Genomic DNA, 20,443 nt, shown 5'->3' on the forward strand with positions numbered 1-20,443 from the left:
TCACGGTCACAACGCACCTCCGACGACGATCCACGGCATGTAGAACAAGCCCAGGGCCAGGCCGACGCACATGCCGGCGACGATCCAGAACCGGATGACGATGGTGACCTCGTTCCAGCCCTTGAGCTCGAAGTGGTGCTGCAGCGGCGCCATGCGGAACACGCGTCTGCCGGTGAGCTTGAACGAGGCGACCTGGATAATGACCGACATCGTGATGATGACGAACAGCCCGCCGAGGATGACCATGAGCAGCTCGGTGCGGGTGACGATCGCGAGCCCGGCCAGCGCGCCGCCGAGGGCGAGCGAGCCCGTGTCGCCCATGAAGATCTTGGCGGGCGAGGCGTTCCACCACAGGAATCCGACGCAGGCACCCATGAGCGCGGCCGCGAAGATCGCGAGGTCGAGCGGGTGCGGGGTCTGGTAGCAGAGGGAGGCGTACGCCCCCGGCCGGGCGCAGCGCTGGTTGAACTGCCAGATGCCGATGAGGATGTAGGCGCCCGCGACCAACATCGTCGCGCCGGTGGCGAGGCCGTCGAGACCGTCGGTGAGGTTGACGCCGTTGCTCGTGCCGGCGATGAGCAGGTTGATCCACACGACGAACAGCACGAACCCGATCCCCGGGCCCCACAGGAACAGATCGATCGGCAGATCCCGCAGGAACGAGATCGACGTCGAGGCGGGCGTGGAGCCGTTGGGGGCGGGGAACTGCAGCGCCAGCAGAGCAAAGACCGTGCCGACGCCGAACTGTCCGAGCAACTTCTGCCACGACCGTAGGCCGAGGCTGCGCGCCTTGCTGATCTTGATGAAGTCGTCGGCCCACCCCACGATGCCGAGCCCGACCATGAGGAACATGACCAGCAGGACGCTCGGCGACAAGGGCGTGATCGTCACCAGGTGGGCGAAGAAGTAGCCGATGACGGTGGCCGCGATGATGACGGCGCCGCCCATCGTGGGGGTACCGCGCTTGGTGTGGTGCGTCGTCGGGCCGTCGTCGCGGATGAACTGCCCGTACCCCCGCCGCACGAGGAACTTGATGTACAGGGGCGTCCCGAAGAGCGCGATGACGAGGGAGACCACGGTCGCGGCGAGCACGGGTTTCATGCGGGGTCCTCCTGACCGACGAGACGGTCACCGAGGAGACGGAGACCGGCATCCCTGCTGGATTTCAGGAGCACGACGTCTCCGGCGACCAGGACGTCCTCGAGGACGGCCTGAGCCGCGTCGAGGGTGTCGGCGCGGTAGACCTCGATCGGGCCGGTCGGTGCGTGATCGGCGGCGCCGTCGGCGATGGCCGCGGCGTCGGGCGCGACGGCCAGGAGGACGTCGACGCCCAGGTCGGCGGCCAACCGACCCATCCGGCGGTGTTCGGCCGCGGAGTCGGGTCCGAGCTCGTACATGCCGCCCAGCACCGCGACGGTTCGTCCGGAGCGCTCCATGCGGGCCAGCGTGCGCAGCGCGGCGGCCATGGAATCGGGGTTGGCGTTGTAGGCGTCGTTGACGACGACGACACCGTCGGTCCGGTCGTGACGCTCCATGCGCCAGCGGCTGGCGGTGGTGGCGCTCTCGAGCCGTTCGACGATCTGCGGGGGCGTCATGCCGACCTCCAGCGCGGCCGCGACGACGGCGAGCGCGTTGTCGACCTGGTGCTCACCCAGCAGCGACATCCGCACCGGCCAGGATTCGCCGGCGGCGTGCAGGGTGAAGGAGGGCGCGCCCGAGCCGGCGAGGGTGACGTCGGTGGCGCGCACGTCGGCGTCCGCCGCCCGGCCGGTGAGCATGACGCGCGCGGAGGTCGCCCCGGCCATGCCGCGCACGAGGTCGTCGTCGGCGTTGAGCACCGCGAGCCCGCCGGTCGGGAGGGCCTCGACGAGTTCGGCCTTGGCCGTCGCGATGACCTCGCGCGAGCCGAACTCCCCGAGGTGGGCCGAGCCCACGTTGAGCACGATGCCGATGCGCGGTGTGGCCATGCCGGTGAGGTAGTCGACGTGCCCGATGCCGCGGGCGCCCATCTCCAGCACGAGGATCCGCGTGCTCGGGGTGACCCGGCAGACGGTGAGCGGGACGCCGACCTCGGAGTTGAGGGAGCCGACGTTGGCGACGGTCTCGGCGTGTCCGGATAGGACGTGGGCGAGCAGGTCCTTGGTCGTCGTCTTGCCGGAGGACCCGGTGACGCCGACGACGACGAGGCCCACGTCCTGCACCTGCCGGCGCACGATCTCGCGGGCCAGCGCGGCGAAGGCCTCCTGCACGTCCTCGACGAGCACGGCGGGCAGCTCGGCCACCGGGCGGGTCACGAGGGCGGCGACCGCCCCGGCCGCGCGGGCCGCGGGCACGTACACGTGGCCGTCGGCGTGCTCACCGACGCGCGCGACGTAGAGGGACCCGGGCCCGGCCTCGCGGGAGTCGGTGACGACGGGACCGTCGATGAGGACGCGCGCGAACGCGACGTCGGGTGCGTTCGTGTCGACCGCGTCGGTCGGCGCGATCGGACGCCCGCCGGTGATGTCGGCGATCTCGGCGAGGGTGAGGGGGATCATGACGCTCCCTCCCGGATGCGTCGCCAGGCGCGGGAGACGGCGCTCCGGTCGTCGTAGGGGTGGATCGTGCCGCGGATCTCCTGGCCGTCCTCGTGCCCCTTGCCGAGCACCGCGACGGTGCCGCCGGGCCCGGCCAGACGCAGCGCCGACTCGATGGCGAGCTCGCGGCCGTCCATCTCGGTGACGTCGGTGGCGTGCGCCTGACCTGTGTCGATGCAGGTGCGGGCGCCGGCGAGGACGGCGGCGCGGATGGTGGCCGGGTCCTCGTGGCGCGGGTTGTCGTCGGTGACCACGACGAGGTCGGCCTGCTCGGCGGCGGCGCGGCCCATGCCCGCGCGTTTGCCGGGGTCGCGACCGCCGCCGGCACCGAGCACGGCGACGAGCGGCTCGCGCGCACCGGGGCGCAGCGCGCCGAGCACGGAGGACACGGCGTCGGGGGTGTGGGCGAAGTCGAGGATGACCAGCGGCGCGTCCGGCCCGAGGTCGATGCGCTCGGCGCGACCCGGCACGGTCGTGGGGGCCTCCAGGGCGCGCTGGACGTCGGCGGCCGGGTAGCCGAGGGCGAGCAGCGCCAGGGCGGCGACCGCGGTGTTCGTCCGGTTGAAGTCGCCGGGCAGCGGGGAGCGCAGGTCGAGCTCGGCCGACCCGTCGGCGGCGGTGAGGACGAAGGCCGACTCCCCCGGCTCGGAGGAGATGACCCAGTCGGCCCCGCGATCGGGTGAGTTCGCGACGGTGCTGACGGGGATCCCGGCGCCGTCGGCCACGGACCGACCCCAGTCGTCGTCGACGCACACCACGCCGCGCCTCGCCCGCTCGGGCGTGAACAGCTCGGCCTTGGCCGCGGCGTAGTCCTGCATCGTGTGGTGGAAGTCGAGGTGGTCCTGGCTGAGGTTGGTGAAGCAGGCGACGTCGTAGACGATGCCGTCGACGCGGTGCAGGACCAGCGCGTGGCTCGAGACCTCCATCGTGGCGGTGCCCACGCCCTCCTCGACCATGACCGCGAGCAATCCGTGCAGGTCACAGGACTCCGGGGTGGTGCGTGTGCTCGGCACCCGCCGGTCGCCGACCCGCGTCTCGATCGTGCCGACGAGCCCGGTCTTCTCGCCGAGGGCGCGCAGGGCGCCGTCGAGCAGGTAGGCCGTCGTGGTCTTGCCGTTCGTGCCGGTGATCCCCACCGAGCGCACCCGCCCCGCGGGCCGCCCGTACACCCGGGCCGAGACCTCACCGAGGACGGCGCGGGGGTCCTGGGTGACGAGGATCGGCACGTCCGGCACGTCGGCGTCGCCCTCGGCCTCGGCCTCGGCCTCGCGGACCATCACCGCACCCGCCTCGTCGGTGAGCACGGCGCCGGCCCCCGAGGCGATGGCGCCGGAGGCGAACGAGGCCCCGTGGGCGTTGGAGCCGGGCATCCCGGCGTAGAGGTCGCCGGCAACCACGGTGCGGCTGTCGAGGCCGACACCGGTGACCGTGATCTCGGGGTCGCCGATGAGGCGGATCGCCGGGGAGGTGAGGTCACCGACCCGCACCGGGGTCACGTCACGAGGTCGTCGAGGAGTCATCGACACCGAAACTACCGCCCCGCCGGGGACGATGGTGCATCGGAGGTCGTCGTCCCACTGCCGCCCGAGGTCGCGGCGCCGCCCTGGTCGGGCACCCTCTCCGGGGTGCCCTCGACGGCCCCGGGAACGGGCGCCGCGCCGGGGGTCGGCCCATCCTGCGGCATCCCCTGGGTGAGTTCCTTGCGGTCCAGGGGGTAGTGCTGGCTCACGACGGGCCCCGGCTTGGCGCCGGTCGTCTTGAGGGCGTAGGACATGATCTCCTTGAACACCGGGCCGGCGACCGTGCCGCCGTAGATCGGCTTGCCCTTGCCGGGCTTGTTGACGATGACCGCGACGACGTACTGCGGGTCGTCGGCCGGCGCGTAGCCGATGAACGAGGAGACGTACCCGCCCTTGACGAGGTCCTGGGAGGTGCCGGTCTTGCCGCCGATGCGCACGCCCGGGATGGCGGCCGCCTGGGCGGTGCCGCTCTCGCTGACGACCGTCTCGAGCATCCGGCTCATCTCCACCGCCGACGTCTCGGGGAGCACCTGGACGGGGTCGGGCGCCGGGCGCGGCTCGAGGCGACCGTTCGCGTCGGTCTCCCCTCCACCAGGGAGGCCGGCACCCGGACACCCTTGTTGGCGATGGTCTGGAACACCCCGGCGGCCTGCACCGCGGTCACCGCCATGCCCTGACCGAACATGAGCGTGTACCACTGGGTCTCGTTCCACTGCGACGACGGCGCGAACAGGCCCGCGCTCTCGCCGGGGAACCCGACCGCGCTCGTCGAGCCCGCACCGAACTTGCGGTAGTACTCCTCGAGCTTGGCCTTGCCGAGCTGCTCGGCGATGAGGATCGTGCCGATGTTGCTCGACTGGGCCACGATGCCGGCCGTCGTCAGGTCCAGCGGCTCCTTGTGATCGTGGCTGTCACGGAAGCGCCGGTCCGAGCGCGGCAGCCGGTTCTCGACGCGGTAGACGCTCGTCGGGGTCGTTTTACCCTCGGCCAGGGCCGCGCCGATGGACATGACCTTGGCCGTGGAGCCGGGCTCGAAGGTGTTCTGGAACGCCAGGCTGCCGAACACCTGACCCTTGCCCGAGCGGTCCTCGGGGTCGAATCCGGGCGACTGGGCCACGGCACGCAGACGTCCCTGCTTGTCCATGACGACCGCGACGCCGGACTCGGCGTCCATGGCCTCGACCTGCCGCGCGATGGCGTCGTGGGCGATGTACTGCAGATCGTTGTCGATGGTGAGCCGCACGTTGCGCCCGGGGACGGCCGGCTGGATCGCCTGCTGCCCCATGGGGATGACCCGGTTGTCGCGGGAGTACTCGCGCACGGCCCGTCCCGGCGTGCCGGTGAGGGTGTCGTCGAGGAGGTACTCGAGCCCGCCGCCGGCCTCCTTGGCGCTGCCGCCGGGGCCGACCCAGCCCACCAGCGGGGCGACCGGCTCGCCACCGGGATAGGTGCGCACCGAATCCGCCTGGGAGGCCACGCCCGGGATGCCCAACGACGCGACCTGCCGCCACACCGACGGCTCGATCTTGGTCGCCACGGTGGCCCCGAGGTCGGTGCCGGTCAGCTTGGTGCGCAGGTCGGACGCGCTCTGCCCGAGGAGCGGGGCCAGCGCCGCGGCCGCGCCGTCGACACCGACGGTGCGCTTCTCCTTGGTCGCGGGATCGCGGACCTCGTACGTCGACACGAGGTTCTGATCCACGAGGATCGTCCGACGCTCCGCGCTCGCCGCGAGCGGAACTCCCTTGTGGTCGAGGATCGCTCCCCGCTGCGCCGGCAGCGGCGTGATGCGGGACCGGACCTCCAGACCCTCGGCCGCGATGCGTCCGGCGTCGATGGCCTGCAGGCGCACCAACTGGGCCGCGAAGAGGGTGAAGACGAACAGGGTGATGATGAACAGGGTCCGCACCCGGCGCCTGGCCGCAGGTGCGCCCGCTCGACGCGTCCGCGTGGACCCGGATCCGCCGCGACCTCCACCGCCTCCGCCACGGCCTCCACCGCCACGTCCACCGGAGCCGCCACGCCCACCGCCGCCGCGGTCGTTGCCGTCGCGTCCGGCACCACCGGATGCCCCACCGGCGGTGGCGCGGCGGGGCGAGGAGGGGAAGCTGTCGATGTCGCCGGGGTCCACGGGCCGGGTGGCACGTCGTCCCTGCGGATCGCGGCTGCGGGGGGACGACGTGTCTGCGGGGCCGGAGGTGCGGCGCGCCTGCACACTCACGGCGTCAGTTACCCCCGGCGGTCTCGGTTCCGGTGGGGGCCTTCGCCGGCTCCGATGCCGAGCCCGTGGCCGTGCCCGCCGAACCCGCCGTGCCCGCCGAACCCGAAGGAGTCGCCGTGGGCGTGGGGGCGGGCTTGGCCTCGCCGACCACCGTGCGCTCGGACACGTCGAGGAAGGCGGGGACGGTGCCGGGCACCATGCCGACCTCCTGCGCCGCCCGCGACAGGTGCGCCGGAGACTCCAGGACCGCCAACTCCTCGCGCAGCTGCTGCTCGTCCTGACTGAGGACGACCGAACGCGACTGGAGGTCGTGCAACTGGTAGGCGCCCTGCGCGAGGGACATGTTGATGAAGAGCAGGGCCAGCAGGCCCACGGCGAGCAGACCCGAGCAGAAGAGGACGAACGGCAGCCGGCGCGGCGGAGCGGCGACGCGGGTGGACCCGGTGACGACACGCAGATCGGGACGCGTGACGGCCGGCCGTCGCGGCGCCCGTAGGGCCGTGGTGGCTGGCATCTGGCTCATCGTGTCCTCCCTCGTGATCGAATCCTGGTCGCGGCCCGGAGTTTGGCCGATGCTGCCCGCGGGTTCGCGGCGACCTCCCCCGGTTCGGGTTCTTCGGCCCCCTGGTCAGCAACCGCAGATACGCCCGATGCTCGGGCAGCTCCACCGGCAGCCCGGGCGGGGCGGAACTACGGCTTCCGGCTCCCAGAACTCTCTTGACCATCCTGTCCTCCAACGAGTGGTAGGACAGCACAGCGACACGCCCTTCGAGCGCAAGAGCATCGATCGATGCCGGAACGGCGCGCTCCAGGGCGTGCAGTTCGGCGTTGACCTCGATGCGCAGAGCCTGGAACGTCCGCTTGGCAGGGTGACCGCCCGACCGCTGCGAGGCGGCGGGCACGACCGATCGTAGGAGATCGACGAGCCGTTCGGAACGCGACCACGGCTCCGCTTCTCGGGCCCGCACGATCGCGGCGGCGATCCGCCCGGCGAATCGCTCCTCGCCGTACTCGCGCAGGATGCGGGTGAGCTCGTGCTTCTCATAGGTGTTGAGGACGTCGGCCGCCGTCGGCCCGTCGGTCTGGTCCATGCGCATGTCCAGCGGCGCGTCGGTGCGGTAGGCGAAACCCCGGTCGACCTCGTCGAGCTGGAGGGAGGAGACGCCGAGGTCGAAGAGCACCCCGTCGAGGGCACGGACGCCCACCTCGGCCAGCACCTCGGGGATCTCGTCGTACACGGCGTGGACCGCGGTGAACCGGTCGCCGAACCGGGTGAGTCGCTCCCGCGCCAGGTCGATGGCCTGCGTGTCGCGGTCCAGGCCGATCACCCGCGCCGCCGGGCACGCCTCGAGGATCGCCTCGGTGTGGCCACCCATGCCGAGCGTGGCGTCGAGACAGACGGCGCCCTCGCGCTCCAGCGCCGGAGCGAGCAACTCCACGATGCGGTCGCGCATCACCGGCACGTGCCGGTCCGCGGTGTCGCGCGGCGTCGTGTCCATCCGGTCGCCCTCCTCTCGATGCGGGGGTCAAGCTGCCATCCGGTCCTGAGGAACGGCTGACCGTGTTCGTGTTCGATGTCTTCGGTTGCGTCGGTCGGTCGTCGGTGGTGCGGGCGGCCCTGGGACCAGGGCCCCACCCTGCCCGTCGCCCGAGGCCGGGGAAGTGACCTCGGGAGGCGATCCGTCCTCGACCCGGGAGCGGGGAAGAGCCCTCGGGGCGGAGTCGGATCCGAGTGGGTGGAGACCTGACGCCAGGGAGGCGTCTCGCGAACACGACGACCCCTGATGCAGGCGGGCGCCGGGATGCGGTTCACAGCAGTCCGGGGATCACCTCCTCGGCCTGGTCGGCGAAGGCCTGCTCGGTGGATTCGAGGTAGGCGTTCCACGCGGCCGTGTCCCACAGCTCGACGCGGGACCCGGCGCCGATGACCGTGCACTCGCGGTCGAGGCCGGCGTACTGGCGCAGCGCGGGCGGGATGGTGACCCGGCCCTGCTTGTCGGGGATCTCGTCGGAGGCGCCGGAGAGGAAGACGCGCAGATAGTCGCGCACCGCCTTACTCGTGACCGGAGCCGCCTTGAGGTCGTCGGCGACGCGCACGAACTCGTCCATGGGAAAGACGTAGAGGCAGCGCTCCTGCCCCCGGGTGACCACGAGGCCGCCGGCGAGCTTCTCACGGAACTTCGCGGGCAGGATCAGGCGGCCCTTCTCGTCCAGGCGAGGCGTGTGCGTACCGAGGAACATCCGGGCACCTCCCCTCCCGTTGGCCACCAAGTCACTCCCGCATCCCCCACTTTACTCCACTTCACGCCACTCGGGAACGCTCCGCGCTCCCCCGAGCTCCCCGATCCATACATCGATGCAGGTCAGGCAGGTGGAGGAAGGTGGGGGCGGGTGTCGGCGTCCGCGTCGCGGCCGCCCGGACTCTCGGCGACCACCCCGTTCCAGGCGCTCCAGCGCCCCGAAAAAGTGCCGAAAGACTGCTCCGAGACCCCCATCTATCGGACATTTCGGCGATCGTGGTGATCGAGAACGCTGCCGGCACAGGAACGGTGGAGGGATGTGGAGGACCTCGCCGGAGGGCGCACGGCGTGGCCGTCGTGGCCCGGGTGGGGTGACGTGGGGCACCATCGAAGGAGGACACCCGCCACATCGGGCAGGACGAAGCGAGGACACGACGTGGATCAGGCGATGACGACGACCCCGGCGCCGACGGCCGGCGAGGCCGACCCCGGGGACGTGACGTCACTCGCGGCCGACCTCACGAACGCCGTCCGCAGAGTGATCGAGGGCAAGGACGACGTCATCGACATCGCCGTCACGGTGTTGCTCGCGGGCGGGCACCTGCTGGTGGAGGACGTGCCGGGCGTCGGCAAGACGACCCTGGCCAAGGCCCTCGCCCGCGCCATCGGCGCCCCCATGCGGCGCATCCAGTTCACGCCCGACCTCATGCCGAGCGACATCACCGGCGTCAACATCTTCGACCCCCAGACGCGGGAGTTCCGGTTCCGGCCGGGCGCGATCTTCGCCGACGTCGTCGTCTGCGACGAGATCAACCGCGCCACACCCAAGGCCCAGTCCGCGGTCCTGGAGTGCATGGAGGAGGCCCAGGTCACCGTCGACGGCACGACCTACGCCCTCGGCTCCCCCTTCTTCGTGGTCGCCACCCAGAACCCTCTGGAGATGGAGGGGACCTATCCCCTGCCCGAGGCGCAGCGCGACCGGTTCACCGCCCGGATCTCGATGGGGTACCCCCGGCGGACGCGGAGATCGCCATGCTGGACCACTACTCCGCCGGCAGCCCGCTGGACGCCCTCACCCCGGTCACCGACCCCGAGCAGGTGGCCAAGGCCATCACCGCGATCGGCCGGGTCCACGCCTCCGAGCCGGTGCGGCGGTACATCGTCGAGCTCATCCGGGCCACCCGCACGAGCCCCGAACTGCGGCTGGGGGCCTCGCCGCGTGCGGGGCTGCAGCTCCTGCGCACCGCCCGCGCCCGCGCCGCCATGGACGGCCGCGCACACATCCTTCCCGACGACGTGCAGGCCCTCGCCGTGCCCGTCCTCGACCACCGCATCCTGCTCTCCTCCCAGGGCCGGCTGTCGCGCGGGTCGACCGTGGAGGCACTGCAGGCGATCCTCGCCCGGGTCGGACCGTGAGCCTCGGTCTCACCGACCGAGGCCGCGCGACGGCGGCCGCCGGGACCACCCTCGCCGCGGCCGGCGCTCTCCTGGGATTCGCCGACCTCACCCGCGTCGGCCTGCTGGCCGTCGTCGTCGTGGCGCTCGCCGCCGCACTCGTCGCGCTGACTCGACCTCGAGTAGACGTCGAGACCGACGTCGACGCCACGGCCCTCACGGTCGGGCAGGCCGGCAAGCTCCCCTGCGGCTCATCCCCGTTCGCCGCACCCCCCACCTCCGCCTCGAGCAACCGTTCCCCGCGACGCTCGGAGGCGGCTCGGCGCGCGCACTGGTCCCCCCGCTGAGCGGCAGGCAAAGGTTCAACCTCGACCTGACGGTCACGTTCATCACCCGGGGTCGCCACGAGATCCCGCAGTGCCTGCTGTCCCGCGAGGACCCGTTCGGGTTCTCGATGCGTCAGTGGAGCGCCGGGGAGCGTCGGGTCGTCACCGTGCTGCCGCGCGTCCACACGCTCGACACCTCACTCGCCGGCGGGTCGAGCCTGCGCAGCGAGGGCGTGGCCCGGCGGGTCTCCGCCCTCCCCGGCGAGGAGTACGGCTCGATCCGGGACTACCGCCCCGGCGACGACCTCCGCCGCATCCACTGGCCGGTCACCGCCCACCGCGGCGAACTCATGACCCGGCACGACGAACGCACCTCGACCCGGCACGCCCTCCTCGTCCTCGATCCCCGCCTCGCCGACCGGGCGGCTCCCGCCGTCCTGGAGTGGGGCATCGAACTCCTCGCCTCGGTCGCCGTGGCCCTCGACCGTGACGGGATGTCCTTCGACCTGCTCACCTCCCGCGGGGGCGGGCCCGCGGGAGGCACGTCCACCGCGACCCACGAGCGGTGCGACGACGCCCTGCTGGCACTGGCGTTGATCCCCACCACCGCCCGTCCTCAGCGCATGTACATGGCGGTCGAGGACCCGTTCGTCGAACTCGTCCGCGAGAACGCGGCGCGGGCCGGGCTCGTCGTCCTCGCGACCGGCTCCACCGACCCGTCGGCGACCCGCGACCTCCTGCTCGCGCTGCCACCCGGCACCACCGGGCTCGTGTGCCTGATCAACGCCCTCGGAGACGCGGGCGACCTCCCGGAGATCGCCGAGCAGGCCGGCTGGAGCGTCGCCGTGTGCACCCCCGCACTCCCCACAGCGAGGCCTGGGACGCCCTGATCCTCGAGGCGGCGCCGTGAACCGTTTCTCGGACGTCCGCGCCCTGCGCCCCGCGCTGCTCATCGCGATCGGCGTCATGGTGTCCGCCTGGCCGCTGGGCGGGCTGTTCCTCACTTCTCCCTGGCGGGGACCGCTGCTCGGTGTCGCGCTCACCGTCGCCCTCGTCGGGGCCGGCGCACGGATGCTCAGTCGCTCCCTCGCCCCGCCTGCCCAGGCCCTCGTCCTGCTCGGCGCGCTGACGCTGCTGTTCTCCGAGGGGAGCGCGCTGCTCTGGGTGGTGCCCACCGCGGCCACCCTGGAGGTGGCCCGCGAGCTCACCGCCGACGCGATCCACACGATCACGACCAACCCGGCACCGGCCCCCGCCACCCCCGGCGTCACGTTCGTCTTCACCGCAGGCTTCGGCGCCGTCGCCCTCGTGGCCGACATGGTCGGGGTGACGCTGCGGCGGCCGCTGCTGGCGGCCGTCCCCCTGCTCATCCCGTTCCTCGCCGCCGTCGCCAACGTCGGCACCGCGCTGCCCTGGTACCACCTCGCCGCCCTCACGGTCGTGCTCGCCCTGCTGCTCTACGACGGTCACCGCCGCACCCTGCGGGGGTGGGCCGGTGAGAACTCCGACGAGCAGGGCACCGAACGCTCCTTCACGGCCGCGGGCCTGGTGGCGGGCGCTCTGCTCATCGCGGTCCCGGTCGCGGGCGTCCTGCCGCACATGCCCACCCGCTACCTCGCCGACGGATTCGGCCGCGTCGGGGGCGGCCTCGGGCAGGTCGGGTTCTCCCCCAGCCCCGACCTCATCACCGACCTGCGCGACGACGACACGACCCCCGTCCTTCGCTACCGCACCGACGACCCGGCACCCCCACCCATCCGGGTGGCCACCGCGAGCCGCTTCAGCGAGGGCAGCTGGGAGGCCCATTCGCCGACCGCGGTCCCCTCCGACTCCCCCGTGTTCTCACCGCCACCGGGGCTCTCCGGCGAGGTCGGCACCGAGCCACGCACGTTCGCCGTGGACGAGACCCGGCTGGAGGCGCCGTATCTCGCCTCCCCCGGCCCGGTCGTGGGCGGCACCGTCGCGGGCGCCCGGTGGAACCAGGACCGGGGCTCCCAGATGCTCGTCGTCGACGACCGCCCCTCGAGCTACTCGATGACCTACCTCAACGTCGTGGAGCGCACGGGCGGCGACCAACTCTCCGAGGTGCGGCCGCTGCTCCGCTCCGGCGCGGTGACGCGGGAGGACCTCGACACCGGCGGATCGACCGACCTGCTGCGGGAGACCCTCGGCACGGTGACGGAAAGTGCGACGACCCCGGCCGAACGGGCCACCGCCATCCAGAACTGGCTGCGCGACGACCCGTCGTTCACCTACTCCCTCGACCTGCCCCCCAGCGGCGACCTCGGCCCCGTCGACGCGTTCCTCACCCATCGGACGGGCTACTGCGTGCAGTTCGCCAGCGTCATGATCCTCATGGCGCGCGAGGAGGGGATCCCGGCGCGGATGGCCACCGGGTTCCTGCCCGGCACGGCCGACGGACCGATCCGCACCGTGCGTGCCGACGACGCCCACGCCTGGCCCGAGCTGTACCTCGAGGACCTCGGCTGGGTCCGGTACGAGCCGACGCCGGCGTCCCGCACCGGTGCGCTCGCCCCGGAGTACGGCGAGGCTCCCGACACCGGCGTCGCGGACCCCGACGGGGGTGCGGCCGAACCGACGGCGACCCCCACCCCCGGGCAGAGCGCCCCCGACCGCCGGCCCGAACGGGACACCGATCCCGGCGCCCCCACCGGCGCCGACGCGGGAGCGGAGCCCACGTCCGGCGACACCGGCGGGCTGCTGACGGTGGCCGGGGTCGCGCTCCTCCTCCTGCTCCTGGTGGCGGCCTCGCCGCTGTCCTCCGCGTGGCTGCACCGCAGGCGGCTGACCCGCGCCTCCTCCGACGCGCAGCGCGTCGACGAGCACTGGCGCTGGCTCGACGCCCGGCTCGCCGACCTCGGCATCCAGGCGCCACCGGCCGCGACCGTCCGCACCCGCGGCGAGACCTACCGGCGGGCCCTGCGGCGTCACGATCCGCCGACCGGACGACGCGGCGACGGCACCGCGGATCAGGGTCACGAGGGAGGTCGCGACGGCGGGCTCGCGGCGGATGCGCAGGTCGACGGAGCCCTGACCCGGTTGGTCGAGCGCGTCGAGACGGCCCGCTACGGCGGGCCCGCGGCCCGGCTCGACGGCTCGTCGGCCAGGGCGTGCCGCGAGGACGCACGCACCGTCGCCGGGGTGGCCTGGCGGCAGGCGGATCCTCGGCGCCGGGCGCGCGCCGTCCTCGCCCCCTCGGACGGCATCGTCGGCCGCCTGCGCAACGGCGACCGCTCAGTTTGACAATCATTACCAACTGCAGGAATCTCGGACGCATGATCCGCCGTGCCTCCGTCTCCGTGCTCGCCTGTTCCGCCCTCCTGCTCTCCGCCTGCGGATCGGGGGCGACCGACTCCGGAGCCTCGGGCGGTGGAGGCGGCAAGGGCGTCAACGTGGTGGTCGGGTTCTACCCGCTGGAGTACGCGACGGCACGCATCGGCGGTGACCGGGTCAGCGTCACCAACCTCACCAAGCCCGGCGGCCACGCGCACGACGTGGAGCTCTCGCCCCAGAACGTGGCCACCGTCGCCGAGGCCGACCTCGCCGTCTATGAGAAGACGATCCAACCGGCCGTCGACGAGGCCGTGACCAGCCAGAACGTCAAGCACCACCTCGACGTGGGCCAGGCCGCGCAGCTCGACGCCGTCGTCGACCAACCGATCATCGACGTCGCGGACCCCGAGGCGGCGAAGGAGCACGAGCACGGCGACGGGCACGACCACGAGCACGAGCAGCCGGCGCCGGGAGCCAGTGCCCCGGCCACCGAGGAGCCCGGGCACGAGGGACACGGTCACGAGGGACACGACCACGGCGCCGAAGCCGGGACGGTGGATCCGCACTTCTGGCTCGACCCCGTGCGATACGGCAAGGTCGCCACGGCGATCGCGCAGCAGTTGTCGCAGATCGACCCCGAGGGCAAGGCGACCTACGAGAAGAACCTGCAGGCCTTCGAGGGGGACCTCAAGAGCCTCGACGAGTCCTACCGCACGACGCTGTCGAACTGCACCTCCAAGACGCTGGTCACGAGCCACGCCGCCTTCGGCTACCTCGCCGGCCGGTACGGCTTCGAGCAGGCGGCGATCAGCGGCCTGTCCCCCGAGCAGGAGCCGGACGCCGGGCGCCTGGCCAAGGTGGCGGACTACGCTGAGAAGCACCGCGTCACGGCGATCTACGCCGAGACCCTCGGCAACCCCGCCATCGCGGAGACCGTGGCCCGCGAGACCGGCGCGAAGCCGATGGTCCTCGACCCGATCGAGGGCCTCGCCAAGGAAGGGACGGACTACCTCAGCATCATGCGCACCAACCTGGAGACCTTGAAGGCCGGGCAGGGCTGTTCGTGAATCGGCCCGGCCCTCTCGTCGAACTCGTCGACGCCTCGTTCGGGTACGCCCGGCGGCCGGTCGTCACGGGCGCGACGCTGCGCATCGACCGCGGTGAACGTCTCGCGGTGCTCGGCGCCAACGGCAGCGGCAAGTCCACGCTCGTCAAGGGGATCCTCGGCCTGAACGATCACCTCGGGGGCGGGTCGAGCTCTTCGGCACCCCGCTCGCCCGGCTGCGCGACCGGCATCTGCTGGGGTACGTCCCGCAGCGCCACACGCTGTCGGCCTCGGTCGCCGCCACGGCCGCCGAGATCGTCGCCAGCGGACGTCTGCCCCGGCTCGGGCTCGTGGGGCGCCTCGGGCGCGCCGACCGGGCGATCGTGCGCGACTGTCTCGAACTCGTCGGACTGGGCGACCTGGCCTCCCACGAGGTGAGCACGATGTCCGGTGGTCAGCAGCGGCGCGTCCTCATCGCCCGGGCGCTGGCCGCCGAGCCCGAGATGCTCGTCATGGACGAGCCGACGGCCGGGGTCGACGCGGCCAACCAGAAGGTCCTCGCGCAGGTGCTCCAGCGCCTCATCGACGCAGGGTCGACGCTGCTCGTGGTGACCCACGAGATGGGTCCGCTGACGTCGTTGCTGTCGCGGGTCGTCACGGTCGAGGCCGGCCGCGTGCGCAAGGACGTGCCGATCGCCCGCCATCTCCAGGACCTCAGGTCCGAGGCCCAGGACGATCTCGCCGTCCTCGCGGAGGGCTGAGCAGATGGTGCCCGAGATCCTCACCTACGCGTTCATGCAGCGGGCCCTGCTCGCGGCCCTGCTCATCGGGATCGCCGCGCCGATGGTCGGCATCTTCCTCGTCCAGCGACGCCTGTCCCTCATCGGCGACGGCCTGGGGCACGTGGCGTTCGCGGGTGTCGCGATCGGCGCGGTCACCGGCAACGCGCCGGTGTTCACCGCGTTGGTGGCGGCCGTGGCGGCCGCCGTCGGCATCGAGGTGATGCGCGCCAAGGGCCGCACCAGCGGCGAGACGGCGCTGGCCATCATGTTCTACGGCGGCATCGCCCTGGGCGTGGTGCTCATGAGCTGGGCGCCCTCGGGCGGAACCAGCCTGCCGCAGTACCTGTTCGGGGCGATCACGACGACGACGGACAGCGACCTCGTCGTCTTCGCGGTGCTCGCGACCGCGGTCGTCATCACCACGTGGCTCCTGCTGCCCCGGCTGTTCGCCGTGGCCAACGACCCGGAGTTCGCGCAGGCCTCCGGGCTCAACGTGCTCGCCCTCAACATCACCCTCGCCGTGATGACGGCGGTGACCGTCGTCGTGGCGATGCGCGTCGTCGGGCTCCTGCTCATCGCGGCGCTGATGATCGTGCCCAACGCGGCCTCCCAGGTCGTGGCCCGGAGTTTCTCCTCCGCCATGGGCATCGCCGTGGTGATCGGACTCGTGTGCAGCACCGGCGGGGTCGCGGTGTCGTTCTACGCCGACACCCCCTCGGGCGGGACAATCGTCGTGCTGGCCGTCCTCGCCTACATGCTCCTGGCGCTCGGCCACGCGGTGGTCGTACGGGTGCGGCATCGCCACCGTGGGTCCGATCACGAACACCCCCACCCGCACGGCCATGTCCACGGAGGCCCGGACTGCGAGCACGAGCCCGTGCTGCACGAGGACCACGTCGACTACGTGCACGACGGGCACCTGCACTCCCCCACGGCGACCACTACGACGAGCACGGACCGACCGACGTGCCGACCGATCGTCAGCGCGTCGTCTGAGCCGCCGAGTCGCCGGCCGGGGCCTGGGCACTAGAGTTGGACGTCGAGCCGACGGCGGCCCACTCCGGCGGCGCGAAGGAGAGGACACTCCAGCACCATGACCGAGCCCGACCGCCGCAACACGCGCCAACGTCGCGCCGTCGAGGCGACGCTGCGTCAGACCTCGGACTTCGTGTCGGCGCAGGAGCTGCACGCCAAGATGAGGAGCGGTGGCGACAGCGTCGGGCTGGCCACGGTGTACCGCACCCTGGGCCTCATGGCCGACACGGGCCTGGTCGACATGATCCGCGCCGAGGACGGCGAGGCCCGTTACCGGCTGTGCGAATCCGACGAGCACCACCACCACCTCGTGTGCCGCGACTGCGGCCGCACCGTCGAGGTGGAGGAGCCGGCGGCCGAGCAGTGGGCGGCCGAGATGGCCCGCTCCCACGGCTTCACGAACGTCTCCCACACCCTGGAGATCTTCGGCACCTGCGACGCCTGCGCCTGACCCCTCACCCGCTGCCGGAGGACACCCTCCCCTGGGTCAGGCGGATCCATTCCTGGACTGCGCCTCGCCTTCGACGTCGTGATCCACCCCGGACACACGCTCGGCTGCCTCCGGGACTCCACCCCTGGCGAGGTTAACGGGTTCTCCGGCATGCGCGCCGTCCCGCGGATCGAAGAACAACACCGACGACATCGAGGATGAGCCTCGCATCATCACCGCAGGTCAGGGGGTTGGGCGCGCCGTTCGAGCGGTGTCGATGTTGTCGGTGTTGTTCTTCAACCGCTGTCAGTCGTCGTGTCGATGCACATCGCGCTGTTCGCGAGCTACCGCCCTCAGCCCGACGCGCCGGGCGCCACCACGGCGAGACCGAGGTCGCGCGCGGCCTCCTGCATCCGTAGGTCGTACGTGAGGAGGGCATCGACGCCGATCCGGATCGCGGTGGCCAGGTGGAGCGCATCGAGGGACCGCAATCCGAACCCCGGCAGCAGACCCGCCTCACGGAAGAGGGAGGGAGGGCATTCGTACAGTCCGATGCTGTCGAGCAGCCTGCTGGCCGATTCGTGCGTCAACGCCGGGACGCGATGCACCACACGCCGCACCTCGGTCTCGAGAAGATAGCTCGCGACGAGTTCGGGCTGCCGGCCCTCCAGTTCGTCTGCGAGCGCTGCAGACTCCTCCTCGTCGACGAGGAGTTTCGCCGCTGCGGAGGTGTCGATGTACCAGCGACTCATCTCTCGCCGCGCAGATCCGTGAGGATGTCCTGCGTGCTGACCTCACTCGCGACCCGGGGAGGCTCGTGAAGTCGGGACGCGATCTCGCAGGCCTGACGCACCGCAGGTCGGCCTCCCTGTCGATGGGGCCGAGCCTGGCCACCGGCACACCTCGTCGCGTCACCGTGTAGACCTCGCCGGCCTCGACGCCCGCCATGATCGCGGCGTTGTCGTTGCGCAGTTCACGTTGGCTGATCGTCTTCACGGTGCGACCGTAGCACCTCGTAGCACCTCGTGGCACATCGCCGGTGGACGGCGCGGTCATGGTCAGGTGACTGCCCTGGAAGATCGCAAAACGGCAGCACTACTTAGGTTAGGCTCCCTTAAGAACGCGCGCGGCGCTGCGAGGAGGAATCGGTATGGCGACGACGGACACGACGAGGCAACGACTCAAGCCGGACGTGAGCCGGCCGCTGCGGCTGCGGGTTCGCCGCCGGGAAACGATCACCCCGTCGATGTCGCGAGTCACGTTGGGCGGCGGCGACATCGGTGAGTTCGTGCCGATGGGTTTCGACCAATGGTTCCGCCTGTTCATCCCCGCGCCCGGCGCGGGTCTCGAGCGGTTGCCCGACCGCCTCACGCGGACGAGCTACGCCAAGTTCCTCCTCATCCCCAAGGCCGTGCGGCCCACGCTGCGCAACTACACCATCCGCGCGTATCGGGCCGACGGCGACGACGGGCCGGAGATCGACGTCGACTTCGTCCTGCACGGCTCCCCCGGCTCGGACACGGCCGGTCCGGCGAGCACCTGGGCGCAGACGTGTGTCGTCGGTGACGAGGTCGCCATCATCGACGAGGGAATCGGGTTCGTCGCCCCACCCGATCGTCACCTGCTCCTGGCCGCCGACGAGACGGGACTGCCTGCCGTGGCGGGCGTCCTCGGGAGTCTGCCCCGCGAGGCGCGTGGGGTCGCGGTCATCGAGGTGCCGACGGAGGCCGACCGCCAGGAGCTCGACGCCCCCGAGGGCGTGGAGGTGCGTTGGGTCATGCGGAATGACCCACACAGCGTGCCGGGCCGGGCGACACTGGCGGAGGCGCGCGGCGTGGGCGTCCCCGACGGACCCGTGTTCGGCTGGGCGGTGGGCGAATCCGGCCTGGCCACGGGTATGCGGCGGCACTGGGTGTCGGCGGGCATCCCCAAGGACGACATCACCTTCTGCGGGTACTGGAAGCACGACTGAGACGGCACCCCACCACCGGGGAAGATATATGCGTCACGAGCGATCGGACATCGACCGCTCGCAGCAGCGTCACCTCCGGCAACCTAGGGGCACGGCCCAGGCGACCCTGCTCAGCGGCACGCCACCCGGCAGTCCTGCCCGGCGTTGACCACCCGGGTCGTTCTCGATCCGCGGTCGTCCCGCCGAGCCCGGCCGGTGTTCTCGCGCCCACGTCAACACGCAGGTCGCCGCACCAGAGGGACCCAGAAACGAAGCCTGCCCCGCCATCGGGCGGGGCAGGCTTCGATCTTCTCGACTTCTGTGGAGCTGAGGGGACTCGAACCCCTGACCCCCTCCATGCCATGGAGGTGCGCTACCAGCTGCGCCACAGCCCCGTTCTCGCGATCTCGTCGAAAAGCCTGGTAGCGATTCGAACAGCCTTGCGGCCCGCGAGCACCCGATGAGTTTAGCCGTCGGCCCGCCGTGCACCAAATCGGGCTCGGAGGTTCCAGCCGTGGAGTCGCCACTGGTCGCCGTACTGCCCCAGTTCCGCCCAATGGCAGTTGCCGAGGCCCGACAGCACCGTCCACGACGTGCGGCGGTCGAGACCGAGCAGATCCCCCGTCAGCACCCGCGTGGTGACACCGTGGGTGACGACCAGGGCGGTGCCGCCGTCGGGCAGATCCTCGAGGAGGTCGGCCAGCGCCGCACCCGCGCGATCGCCCAGCTCGGCGTACGTCTCGCCGTCGTCGCCGCGGCGGAAGTCCTCCCCCGCCATCAGCAGATCGGGGGCGTCGGGAAAGCGTTCGAGCATCTCCTGCTGCGCCAGCCCCTGCCACTGCCCGACATGGATCTCGCGAAAACGCGGGTCGACCCGCAGCTCACGGCCGGGCAGTGCCCGCATCACGGTCTCGGCGGTGTCGCGGGCGCGGCGCAGGTCGCTCGTGACGACGAGGCTCGGATCGTGCCCGGCGATGACGTCGGCCACAGCCTCCGCCTGGGCGATCCCCTCGTCGCTGAGCACGCTGTCGAGGTGGCCCTGCCAGATGCCCTGCGCGTTGTGTTCGGTGATGCCGTGGCGCAGGATCAACAGCCGCCGGCGACGCCCCGGACGGTCGACCGGAGGGGTCACGCCCGCTCCGCCTCCCCCGACCCGCCGAGGTTCTCGTCGGCGTCGGCGTCGACGTCGACGCTGGCTGCGTCGTCCGCCTCGCCGTCCGCGCGCACGCCCTCGCGGTCGCCCTCAGCCGCGCCGATCCCTGGAAGCGGCACGATCGGGCCGTCCTTCCACAGGCGTTCGAGCTGGTAGTACATGCGGTCCTCGGCCTGCATCACGTGCACGATGATGTCGCCGAAGTCGAGCAGCACCCAGTGCCCCTGCCGCTCCCCCTCGCGCCGCAACGGCTTGTGACCGGCCTCGCGCATCTTCTCCTCGACGTTGTCGACGACGGCCTGTACCTGCCGGTCCGTGGGCGCGGAGGCGATGACGAAGATGTCGCTGAGCGCGAGGTGTTCGCTGACGTCGATGGCGACGATGTCGCTGGCGAGCTTGTCGTCGGCCGCGAGGGCGGCCGTCCGTGCCTGGGCGATGGCCTCGGGCGTTGCGGGCACGCGGGTGTCCTCCTGTGTGT

The 20,443-nt window shown here is 71.9% G+C and carries 19 protein-coding genes, 1 tRNA gene and 3 pseudogenes; 10 read left to right on the forward strand and 13 right to left on the reverse strand.

The features are described 5' to 3' along the window. Positions 1 to 6: 6 nt before the first annotated feature. From mraY to mraZ, 8 genes and pseudogenes are all read right to left on the reverse strand, one after another. Positions 7 to 1,101 (reverse strand): phospho-N-acetylmuramoyl-pentapeptide-transferase, encoded by a 1,095-nt coding sequence (mraY, locus tag QQK49_RS10195; protein ID WP_284303813.1) that lies wholly within the window; start codon positions 1,099 to 1,101, stop codon positions 7 to 9. Further along, positions 1,098 to 2,537, reverse strand: coding sequence for a UDP-N-acetylmuramoyl-tripeptide--D-alanyl-D-alanine ligase (locus QQK49_RS10200; RefSeq protein ID WP_284303814.1), 1,440 nt, complete (start codon positions 2,535 to 2,537; stop codon positions 1,098 to 1,100). Before QQK49_RS10200 ends, mraY begins: the two co-directional genes overlap by 4 nt. Next, positions 2,534 to 4,072, reverse strand: a complete 1,539-nt coding sequence (locus tag QQK49_RS10205) for a UDP-N-acetylmuramoyl-L-alanyl-D-glutamate--2,6-diaminopimelate ligase (RefSeq protein ID WP_284303815.1) — start codon at positions 4,070 to 4,072, stop codon at positions 2,534 to 2,536. Before QQK49_RS10205 ends, QQK49_RS10200 begins: the two co-directional genes overlap by 4 nt. Before the next feature lie 35 nt (positions 4,073 to 4,107). Continuing rightward, positions 4,108 to 4,599 carry a penicillin-binding transpeptidase domain-containing protein gene (locus QQK49_RS10210; protein WP_284303816.1) on the reverse strand — a complete coding sequence of 164 codons (492 nt, stop codon included), beginning with the start codon at positions 4,597 to 4,599 and terminating at the stop codon, positions 4,108 to 4,110. Continuing rightward, a complete protein-coding gene (locus QQK49_RS10215; RefSeq protein ID WP_284303817.1) occupies positions 4,596 to 6,002 on the reverse strand; it encodes a peptidoglycan D,D-transpeptidase FtsI family protein in 1,407 nt (468 codons plus the stop codon). The genes QQK49_RS10210 and QQK49_RS10215 overlap by 4 nt, the downstream gene beginning before the upstream one ends. Positions 6,003 to 6,318: 316 nt before the next feature. Further along, positions 6,319 to 6,837: a cell division protein FtsL gene (ftsL, locus tag QQK49_RS10220; RefSeq protein WP_284303818.1), complete on the reverse strand. Its 519-nt coding sequence runs from the start codon at positions 6,835 to 6,837 to the stop codon at positions 6,319 to 6,321. Beyond that, positions 6,834 to 7,813 (reverse strand): annotated as a pseudogene (rsmH, locus tag QQK49_RS10225) (16S rRNA (cytosine(1402)-N(4))-methyltransferase RsmH). Before rsmH ends, ftsL begins: the two are co-directional and overlap by 4 nt. Before the next feature lie 310 nt (positions 7,814 to 8,123). Further along, positions 8,124 to 8,555 carry a division/cell wall cluster transcriptional repressor MraZ gene (mraZ, locus tag QQK49_RS10230; protein ID WP_284303819.1) on the reverse strand — a complete coding sequence of 144 codons (432 nt, stop codon included), beginning with the start codon at positions 8,553 to 8,555 and terminating at the stop codon, positions 8,124 to 8,126. 447 nt (positions 8,556 to 9,002) lie between these two features. Here mraZ and QQK49_RS23260 point away from each other — a divergent pair. The 9 genes and pseudogenes from QQK49_RS23260 to QQK49_RS10270 all read left to right on the forward strand — a co-directional run. After that, positions 9,003 to 9,497 (forward strand): annotated as a pseudogene (locus QQK49_RS23260) (AAA family ATPase); the annotation flags it as partial. An 89-nt stretch (positions 9,498 to 9,586) separates the two neighbouring features. Next, positions 9,587 to 9,970 carry an AAA family ATPase gene (locus QQK49_RS23265; protein WP_431310583.1) on the forward strand — a complete coding sequence of 128 codons (384 nt, stop codon included), beginning with the start codon at positions 9,587 to 9,589 and terminating at the stop codon, positions 9,968 to 9,970. Beyond that, the gene (locus QQK49_RS10240) at positions 9,967 to 10,296 is read left to right on the forward strand and encodes a hypothetical protein (RefSeq protein WP_284303820.1); all 330 of its coding nucleotides are present in this window, start codon (positions 9,967 to 9,969) and stop codon (positions 10,294 to 10,296) included. Before QQK49_RS23265 ends, QQK49_RS10240 begins: the two co-directional genes overlap by 4 nt. A gap of 107 nt (positions 10,297 to 10,403) precedes the next feature. Beyond that, entirely contained in the window at positions 10,404 to 11,165 is a 762-nt protein-coding gene (locus QQK49_RS10245; protein ID WP_284303821.1) for a DUF58 domain-containing protein, read from the forward strand. A 16-nt stretch (positions 11,166 to 11,181) separates the two neighbouring features. Continuing rightward, positions 11,182 to 13,539 carry a transglutaminase TgpA family protein gene (locus QQK49_RS10250; RefSeq protein ID WP_284303822.1) on the forward strand — a complete coding sequence of 786 codons (2,358 nt, stop codon included), beginning with the start codon at positions 11,182 to 11,184 and terminating at the stop codon, positions 13,537 to 13,539. 32 nt (positions 13,540 to 13,571) lie between these two features. Continuing rightward, positions 13,572 to 14,636: a metal ABC transporter substrate-binding protein gene (locus QQK49_RS10255; protein ID WP_284303823.1), complete on the forward strand. Its 1,065-nt coding sequence runs from the start codon at positions 13,572 to 13,574 to the stop codon at positions 14,634 to 14,636. A 232-nt stretch (positions 14,637 to 14,868) separates the two neighbouring features. Continuing rightward, positions 14,869 to 15,375: a metal ABC transporter ATP-binding protein gene (locus QQK49_RS10260; protein ID WP_284305876.1), complete on the forward strand. Its 507-nt coding sequence runs from the start codon at positions 14,869 to 14,871 to the stop codon at positions 15,373 to 15,375. A gap of 4 nt (positions 15,376 to 15,379) precedes the next feature. Beyond that, positions 15,380 to 16,426 carry a metal ABC transporter permease gene (locus QQK49_RS10265; RefSeq protein ID WP_348536158.1) on the forward strand — a complete coding sequence of 349 codons (1,047 nt, stop codon included), beginning with the start codon at positions 15,380 to 15,382 and terminating at the stop codon, positions 16,424 to 16,426. 63 nt (positions 16,427 to 16,489) lie between these two features. Next, positions 16,490 to 16,882: a Fur family transcriptional regulator gene (locus QQK49_RS10270; protein WP_284303824.1), complete on the forward strand. Its 393-nt coding sequence runs from the start codon at positions 16,490 to 16,492 to the stop codon at positions 16,880 to 16,882. A gap of 332 nt (positions 16,883 to 17,214) precedes the next feature. Here QQK49_RS10270 and QQK49_RS10275 read toward each other — a convergent pair whose 3' ends face one another. Beyond that, positions 17,215 to 17,613 carry a type II toxin-antitoxin system VapC family toxin gene (locus QQK49_RS10275; protein WP_284303825.1) on the reverse strand — a complete coding sequence of 133 codons (399 nt, stop codon included), beginning with the start codon at positions 17,611 to 17,613 and terminating at the stop codon, positions 17,215 to 17,217. Positions 17,614 to 17,746: 133 nt separating this feature from the next. Further along, positions 17,747 to 17,917, reverse strand: a pseudogene (locus tag QQK49_RS22800) (type II toxin-antitoxin system Phd/YefM family antitoxin); the annotation flags it as partial. Positions 17,918 to 18,011: 94 nt separating this feature from the next. On the opposite strand from QQK49_RS22800, the gene QQK49_RS10280 reads away from it, so the two are divergent. Further along, on the forward strand, positions 18,012 to 18,833 hold the full coding sequence (locus QQK49_RS10280) for a siderophore-interacting protein (RefSeq protein WP_284303826.1): 822 nt from the start codon (positions 18,012 to 18,014) through the stop codon (positions 18,831 to 18,833). A gap of 301 nt (positions 18,834 to 19,134) precedes the next feature. Here the strand turns inward: QQK49_RS10280 and QQK49_RS10285 are convergent. From QQK49_RS10285 to rsfS, 3 genes are all read right to left on the reverse strand, one after another. Continuing rightward, positions 19,135 to 19,207, reverse strand: a tRNA-Ala gene (locus tag QQK49_RS10285). A 71-nt stretch (positions 19,208 to 19,278) separates the two neighbouring features. After that, complete coding sequence (locus QQK49_RS10290) at positions 19,279 to 19,944, reverse strand: histidine phosphatase family protein (protein WP_284303827.1); 666 nt, start codon at positions 19,942 to 19,944, stop codon at positions 19,279 to 19,281. Then, complete coding sequence (gene rsfS, locus QQK49_RS10295) at positions 19,941 to 20,423, reverse strand: ribosome silencing factor (protein ID WP_284303828.1); 483 nt, start codon at positions 20,421 to 20,423, stop codon at positions 19,941 to 19,943. The genes QQK49_RS10290 and rsfS overlap by 4 nt, the downstream gene beginning before the upstream one ends. Positions 20,424 to 20,443 lie beyond the last annotated feature (20 nt).

The sequence above is a fragment of the Mobilicoccus caccae genome (assembly GCF_030161635.1).
Taxonomy (GTDB): Bacteria; Actinomycetota; Actinomycetes; order Actinomycetales; family Dermatophilaceae; genus Mobilicoccus; species Mobilicoccus caccae.

Coding starts and splice junctions, on each gene's coding strand:
- mraY (WP_284303813.1), bottom strand. CDS start 1,101: ATGAAACCCGTGCTCGCCGCGACCGTGGTCTCCCTCGTCATCGCGCTC.
- QQK49_RS10200 (WP_284303814.1), bottom strand. CDS start 2,537: ATGATCCCCCTCACCCTCGCCGAGATCGCCGACATCACCGGCGGGCGT.
- QQK49_RS10210 (WP_284303816.1), bottom strand. CDS start 4,599: ATGAGCCGGATGCTCGAGACGGTCGTCAGCGAGAGCGGCACCGCCCAG.
- ftsL (WP_284303818.1), bottom strand. CDS start 6,837: ATGAGCCAGATGCCAGCCACCACGGCCCTACGGGCGCCGCGACGGCCG.
- mraZ (WP_284303819.1), bottom strand. CDS start 8,555: ATGTTCCTCGGTACGCACACGCCTCGCCTGGACGAGAAGGGCCGCCTG.
- QQK49_RS23265 (WP_431310583.1), top strand. CDS start 9,587: ATGCTGGACCACTACTCCGCCGGCAGCCCGCTGGACGCCCTCACCCCG.
- QQK49_RS10245 (WP_284303821.1), top strand. CDS start 10,404: ATGCGTCAGTGGAGCGCCGGGGAGCGTCGGGTCGTCACCGTGCTGCCG.
- QQK49_RS10255 (WP_284303823.1), top strand. CDS start 13,572: ATGATCCGCCGTGCCTCCGTCTCCGTGCTCGCCTGTTCCGCCCTCCTG.
- QQK49_RS10265 (WP_348536158.1), top strand. CDS start 15,380: ATGGTGCCCGAGATCCTCACCTACGCGTTCATGCAGCGGGCCCTGCTC.
- QQK49_RS10270 (WP_284303824.1), top strand. CDS start 16,490: ATGACCGAGCCCGACCGCCGCAACACGCGCCAACGTCGCGCCGTCGAG.
- QQK49_RS10275 (WP_284303825.1), bottom strand. CDS start 17,613: ATGAGTCGCTGGTACATCGACACCTCCGCAGCGGCGAAACTCCTCGTC.
- QQK49_RS10280 (WP_284303826.1), top strand. CDS start 18,012: ATGGCGACGACGGACACGACGAGGCAACGACTCAAGCCGGACGTGAGC.